We start from the raw sequence: 6,714 nt of genomic DNA, 5'->3' as shown, positions 1-6,714 counted from the left end.
GACTGGCGCCGCTTCTGCTCCGACGAACTCCTCTCGCTGTGCACCGCCGAACGCGAGGTGCTGCGCCGGGCCTCTCCGGACCTCCCCGCGACCACTTGACCACGCCGGCCAGGGAGCCGACGTGCCGGCCGAGGGTGTCGAACTCCTCACCGGCACGCCTGTCGACGGCATCGCCACCGTCCCACCGGGTGGCGTCGCCGTCATCCGCGAAGCGCGCTGACCTGGCGCCCGACACCGCGGACCCGTGGTGCCGGGCCTTCCTGCGTCAGCGCAGGTCGGCGGTCAGTCGATACCGGCCCGAAAGCAGGCGGTACGAGGACACCCCGTCCGAGTGACCGAGGAACCGCACGCCGTCCACTCGCGCCAACGGGGTGCGACCCTCGCGGACCGAGTCTGCCGAGACGGCCGGGAGGCGCAGGGTGGCCTCGCTGTTCGCGGGCACGACCGCCTCGTACGCCAGGGTCCGGCCCCCTTCCTCGACCGCCCACGCGCTTCGGATCTCGCCGTACGGCGACTCGTACGCCCCCGAGACCCGGGTGATCTTCCCCGTGGGATCGAGGTGGGGCTGGAGGAGGAAGCGCTTGAAGCCGGGGCTGTCCGGGTCGCGGGCGATGCCTGCCATGTAGGCGTACATCCACTCCATGATCGCGCCGTAGGCGTAGTGGTTGAAGGAGTTCATGCCGACCGGGCCGAACCCGGCGTCCTCGGAGTAGGAGTTCCAGCGTTCCCACACGGTCGTGGCGCCGTTCTTCACCGAGAACAGCCAGGACGGCAGCGCGTCCTGGTGCAGCAGTTTGTACGCCAGGTCAGCGCGTCCCTCATCGGTGAGGACGGGGGCGAGGACGTTGACGCCGAGGAACCCGACGGACAGCGTGTTCTCGGCGTACCTGACCCGGATACTGTCCGGGTGCGCCTCCTTGTAGGCCGCGTCGTTGCCGATGTTGTCCGCCAGGAGTCCGACGAGCGTGCGGCGCTGCGCCTCGGTCTCGTAGAAGCCTAGCTTGAGGACCCACAGCAGCGCGCTCTGGCTGTTGTCCTCCGTCTTCTGGTTGGGATCGGCGCCCGGCTCGATCGGGGAGGCCTCGCCCAGACCGGACTTGAGAGTGACGCGGCCGCCGTCAGTGCCCAGGTATTTGGTGACGAACGCCTGCCTGATCCGTCCGAAGAGCCGCTCGTACGCCTCGGCCTCCGTGGACCGGCCGATCGCCTGGGCCATCCGCGCCATCAACTGGGCGGAGTAGCCGTAGTAGACGTCGCTCATCAGCTGGGCGCTGGTTTTCTGCGGGGCGAGCCAGTCGCCGGTGAGGGATCCCTGCCCGGCGTAGGTGTCGCCGGTCTGCTCCTGGATCCAGTCCAGATAGCGGACCATTGACGACCAGTTGTGCTCGACGACCGTCGCGTCGCCGGTCATCTGCCACAGGGTCCAGGGGAGGACGACTCCGCAGTCCGCCCAACCGCTGCCACCGCCGGGGAAGTTGTAGCGGCCGCCGGGTGCGACGCCGGTGTACTGCGCCTTGTCCGCTCCGTAGATGGTCTGGGAGTCGACGACGGTGTCCTGGAAGTGGCTGAGGAAGACACCGGCGTCCACGTTGTAGAGGCCGGTCGTGGCGAAGACCTGGGTGTCGCCGGTCCAGCCGAGGCGTTCGTCGCGCTGCGGGCAGTCGGTGGGCACCCAGAGATAGTTGCCGCGCTGGCCCCAGCGGATGTTGCTCGCCAGCTTGTTGACGTCCGGATCGTTCGTCGTGACGGTCCCGGTCTCGCGGACGGCGGAGGTGGCGACCCTGCCCGTCAGCCGGGTGATCGTGACGGTCTCCGACGCCGTGACGGACACGTAGCGGAATCCGTAGAAGGTCAGGGAGTCCTGATGGGTCTCCCCCTTCGGGTCGCCCTTGAGGATGTACGTGCTGGTGGCCTTGGCGCTGCGGAGGTTGGCCCGGTAGACGGAGCCCTCGGGGCCGTCCGCGCCGGCGCTGTCGTCGTTGAGCATCTCGCCGAACCTGAACTCGGCCTTGGCGCCGGCCGGGCCGCGCACGCCGTAGCGGGCCACTCCGACCATGTTCTGACCGAGGTCGAAGACGGCGGTCTCGCCGCTGCCGATGGTGACCGAGGCGGAGGCCGCCTGCGCGGGATCGGTCACCGTACGGGCCGGGTCCACGACGATGCGCCCTCTGCCGTTGGGGCTGCCCTCCTGTCCCGTCACACCGGTGGCGAGCGTGATCGACTGCGGCCGCCGGTCCCAGCGGTCGATGAAACGCGCGGTCTCCCCGGGGTAGGCGAGCAACCGCACGTCCGGGTACTTGTCCTCGAAGGCGACGCGTTCCACGTCAGGCCAGGCGGCGTCGTCGAATCCGTGCGAGGTCCAGCCCGGCAGTTCCTCGCGGGCGTCGTACGTCTGGCCGTCATAGATGTCGTCGGCCCGGTAAGGGCCGGTGTCGGTGGCCTTCCAGCCGCCGTCCGGAGCGGTGACGACCGTCTGCGTCGTCCCGTCCGAGTACCGGATCAGCAGCTTCGCCTTGACCGCGAGGGCGTTGCCGTCCTTCGCGTAATAGGTGCTGCCGTCGGAGACACGGCCGTTGTACCAGCCGTTGCCCAGGACGACGGCGAGGGTGACGTCGGGCCTGCGCGGCACGAGGTCGGTGACATCGTAGGTCATATAGTTGACCCGGGCGTCGTAGTTCGTCCAGCCCGGCGGCAGGAGTTCGATCGTGGGGACGCCGTCCTGTTCGACGGTCACCCGGTGTCCGTTGACGTAGGCCTCGTACACGCCGAGGGCCGAGATGTACAGCCGCGCCTCGCGCACCTGCCGACGGCTGCCGGTTTTGAGGGTCTCCTCCTTCCGCAGCATGGGGGCGCCGGCCGAGTTGGGGGCTTTCCCCTTCATCCCGATCCACCGCGCCCCGTCCCAGCCGGCCACACCGTCGGTGCTCATCAGGCCGGTCTCGAAGACGGAGGGGGACGCGGTACCGGCCGCACGGCCGTCGGCGTCCCAGACACTGACGGTCCAGTGGTAACGGGTCGAGGCACGCAGGGACTTGCCCGCGTAGCGGACGGCCACCGAGTCCGAGGAGCGAACACGCCCGCTGTTCCAGACGTCGGCACGCGCGGCTGTCAGCCTGCCCGGGGAGCTGGCGACTAGGATCTGGTACTCCCCCTGTCGCCAGCCCCTGCCGGCGGACCGCGTGCGCCAACCGAAGCGCGGGCGGTCGGCGTCCACACCGAGGGGATCGGTGCGGTGTTCCACTGTCAGCCCCCGTACGGGGCTGTCGTGCGGGCGGCGTGATGTCTCCGCCGCCGCACTCGTTCCACCTGCCATGGCACTGGCTCCTATCGACATGGCGCCGGCTGTCGCTGCGAGCATGGTTCGGCGACGTAACGCCGGTCCATGGCCGCGAGGTGCGATCCCCTCGCGGCCATCGCGGTCGGCATCGTCTGCACTGCGCCCTTCGTGGCTCACGCCTTCAGGTCCTTTCGATCGGGGAAGATCGGTCACAGATCGCGGGTGGTGAACGTGTGCCGGCCTGAGCCGACCACACGGGTGGCACGGTCGCCGGTGGGCATCCGGATCTCCGCCGTGGTGTTCGGCGGGAGCTCCACGCGGAGCCGGAACCTGCCGTTCTTACGGGTCCACCGCGCGGACACCACGCCGTACGGGGTGCGATAGCTGCCCTCGGCACGGGTGAGTCGGCCGACCGGGCGAGGGTCGATGACCAGCTCGCGGTAGCCGGCCTTGCCTCGCGCCTGGCGGATGCCCACCACGCCGCTGTGGAACCACTCCTCGATCTGCAGCAGGATCATGTGGTTCTTGGAGTTGCCCATGTCCCACTGCTCGGGAACGGTCGTCAGGCCCTGGGGATTGGCTGTGGTGGGAGCCATGAAGTGGCCGTAGCTCGGGCGGGTGTCCTCCTGGAGGACGTCCCACAGGAGATCGTCGTGGCCGCCCTCGTGCAGGGCCCGGACGATCGGGGCGAGGCCGATGGTGCCGCCGCTGAGATGCGGCCCGCCCCCGAACGGCCGGTGGGCGTGGACCAGTTCCACGAGGGCGTCGAGGACCTTCCCGCGTTCGGCCTCCGGTACCAGGCCCTCGTCGAGCGCGAGGGCCTGCGCGGCCTGCGTCGCTCCGGCGGAGCCCCGGTCGCCCTCGGCGGTGTACCGGCCGAGGGCCGCATTGTAGAAGGCGTCGTTGAACGCGTCCTTGATGTTGGCCGCGAGGTTGCGGTACTCGGCCGCGTCGGCGTCACGGCCGATCAGGGCCGCCATCCGGGCCATGCGGTCGGCGATCTGGTGGTAGCCCCAGGTGCCGGTGATCCGGCCGGAGGTGTTCTCACTGGCGATCCAGTCGGCCAGGGCCGCGTCCACGAGGTAGGCGTCCGCGCCGGTGCCGGCCTTCCTGGTCCTGATGTAGTTCAGGAACGCCTGCATCTGCGGGTAGGAGCGGCTCATCGTCTGTGTGTCGCCGTACGTCTCGTACAGCAGCCACGGCACCAGGATGATGCCGTTGCCCCAGTTGATCTCGTCGCCGAACCGGCCGGTGTACCCCCAGTCGTACACCGGGGCCTTGAGCGCCACGTTGCCGATGTCGGCACCGGCCCGGGACTGGCCCTCGACCAGATGACGCTGCATGGTGCGCAGGTAGGCCGCGTATCCGAACGTGCGGTGCAGGGATCCGAAGGGCTGTACGTAGTCGGCGGGGTAAGCGAGCTTTTCCCGGCCGGGACAGTCCGTGAAGGTGGACATGACGTTGCTCATGATCGAGTAACGGGCCATGCGGTGAACGCGGTTGATCCGGTCGTCGGAGGTGCGCAGGGAGCCTGCGGCCGGCACGTCCGCGTGGATCTGGAGCCCGGTCACCGTGTCCCGGGTCGGTACATAGCCGTCGGGCAGGCCGGTCACCTGCAGCCACTGCATCCCGAAGTAGTGGAACCGTGGATGCCACCGCTCGCCCCGCTCGTCGCCGTACGTCGTATAGGCGGCGAACACATGGGTACCGCGCGCGGCACCGCCGCCCATGATCGACGCCTGGTTGACGGTGCCGTCGGCGTTCAACGACTCGGCGGGATACAGCCTGACCGTCGTACCGGCCGGGAGCGGGCCGTCGAGCTCCAGCAGGGGCCAGCCGGCGAAGTTCTGCCCGAAGTCGAAGACCCATACGCCGGGCCGCGGCTGGGTGACGGCGACCGGGCGGAGCCTGTCGACGACCTTGAGCGGCTCGGCCACACGCCACACCAGTTCGGTGGTCAGGTTCGGCGGCGGAGCGATACCGGCGTCGATCCAGCCCGTTGGAGTGCCGTCCCGCCGCCTCGCCGTTTCGCCGAGGTCCGCGCCGGAGGCGGTCCAGGCGGGCTGCTCGCGGCGGGCGTCGTGGTCGGAACCGGAGTACCAGTTGGCGGTGACGGTCGGGCCGAGGGCCGTTCGCCACGTGCGGTCGCTGACGACCGTTTCGACCGTCCCGTCGGCCCTCGTGAGTTCCAGCCGGGCGATCAGCCGCGGAGAGACGGCGGCGCCCGCGCTCGGGTCGGTGCCGGCGAGGGAGTTGCCGGAGCCGGTGACGGCGGCTCCGTCGGCGTGCGCGGAGGAGAGGCCGGGCTCGAAGGTGATGCCGGTGCCGTCGGCGCCGGCGGTGCCGATCGCGGTGATGGTCCGGGACTCCAGACGCCGTCCGCCGTCGCCGGTGTCGATGTTGACGCTGCCGCCGACGTGGAAGTTGGCCACGCTGCTCACCTTGACGGTGGTGGCCCCTGCGACGGCGTCCGCGACAAGGCTGCCGCTGCCCTTGAACTGGCTCTGCCACCAGCTGTACGGGGCCGTGCGGCCGGTCGTGGGGTTCGTGACGGACCGGGTCACCAGCGCCGTGCCGTGGCCGAGTTCGACGCCCAGGGTGTTGGCGCCGGAGCGGATGAGCCGGGTGACGTCGTACGCCCGGTACTCGGTGGAGAGCTGGTAGTTGGAATTGCCCGGGGCGAGCACCTCGTCGGTGACGGGCTCTTCGTTGAGCCGGGCCTCGTGCAGTCCGACGCCGGAGAGATACAGCCGCGCCCTGACGACCTTTCCCTGTCCGCCGTCCACCCGGAAGGCACGGGCGAACACCGGCAGGGGCTGTTCGACGGTGCGGCCCGGGTACTCGATCCACTGGGCCTCGCCCCAGTCGGAGCGTTTCAGGAGCCCCATCTCCCAGGTGCCGGGCCGGCTCCACGGTGTCGCGTCGCCGTCGGTGCTCCACACCCGCACCTGCCAGACCACCCGGTAGCGCGAGGACAACGCGGGGCCGTGCCACGCGATGTCGGTCTGGGCCGCGGAGCGGGTCCTGCCGCTGTCCCACAGCAGACGGCCCCGGTCGAGGTCCTTCTCGGTGCGCGCCGCGCGGATGCGGTAGGCGGCCTGCGTCCATCCCGCGGCGGCTCCGCTCACCCGCCAGCTCAGGCGCGGCGCGGGGTCGTCGACGCCGAGCGGGCCGTCCTCGCGGCCGTCGACGGCCAGCCCGGTGACCCTCGCTCCCCGTCCGCCGTCCTCGTCGGCGTGGGCCGCCGCCACGGGCAGCCCGGGAACGACGGGTGCGGCCAGACCCGCCGCGGAGGCGGCCATGGTGCCGACCACCTGTCTACGGCTCAACGCCTCACTCGGGACGTCGGGCATACCGAACCTCCGATCGATCACACGTTGGTGGGTTTAAACGTTTCATTCAGGTGCCGGAAAGAGCCGTCGGCCACGGAGCGTGGC

Annotated in this window: 3 protein-coding genes and 1 pseudogene; 2 read left to right on the top strand and 2 right to left on the bottom strand. The window is 70.3% G+C overall.

The features are described from left to right. A pseudogene (locus ACFU53_RS45585) lies at positions 1 to 96 on the top strand (beta-galactosidase); the annotation flags it as partial. A gap of 25 nt (positions 97 to 121) precedes the next feature. Next, positions 122 to 220, top strand: a complete 99-nt coding sequence (locus ACFU53_RS45580; protein ID WP_384006001.1) for a Beta-galactosidase C-terminal domain — start codon at positions 122 to 124, stop codon at positions 218 to 220. A gap of 45 nt (positions 221 to 265) precedes the next feature. On the opposite strand, the gene ACFU53_RS45575 is transcribed toward ACFU53_RS45580, so the two are convergent. Both ACFU53_RS45575 and ACFU53_RS45570 read right to left on the bottom strand, forming a co-directional pair. Further along, positions 266 to 3,313: a family 78 glycoside hydrolase catalytic domain gene (locus ACFU53_RS45575; RefSeq protein WP_384005999.1), complete on the bottom strand. Its 3,048-nt coding sequence runs from the start codon at positions 3,311 to 3,313 to the stop codon at positions 266 to 268. A 173-nt stretch (positions 3,314 to 3,486) separates the two neighbouring features. Then, positions 3,487 to 6,630 carry a family 78 glycoside hydrolase catalytic domain gene (locus tag ACFU53_RS45570; protein WP_384005997.1) on the bottom strand — a complete coding sequence of 1,048 codons (3,144 nt, stop codon included), beginning with the start codon at positions 6,628 to 6,630 and terminating at the stop codon, positions 3,487 to 3,489. Between the last annotated feature and the right edge of the window lie 84 nt (positions 6,631 to 6,714).

Origin of the sequence: Streptomyces sp. NPDC057474, from assembly GCF_042802555.1 — a bacterium.
In the GTDB taxonomy this organism is placed as follows: domain Bacteria; phylum Actinomycetota; class Actinomycetes; order Streptomycetales; family Streptomycetaceae; genus Streptomyces.
The sequence above is the reverse complement of the archived record's forward strand: the minus strand, read 5'-3'. Positions and strand labels throughout refer to the sequence as shown.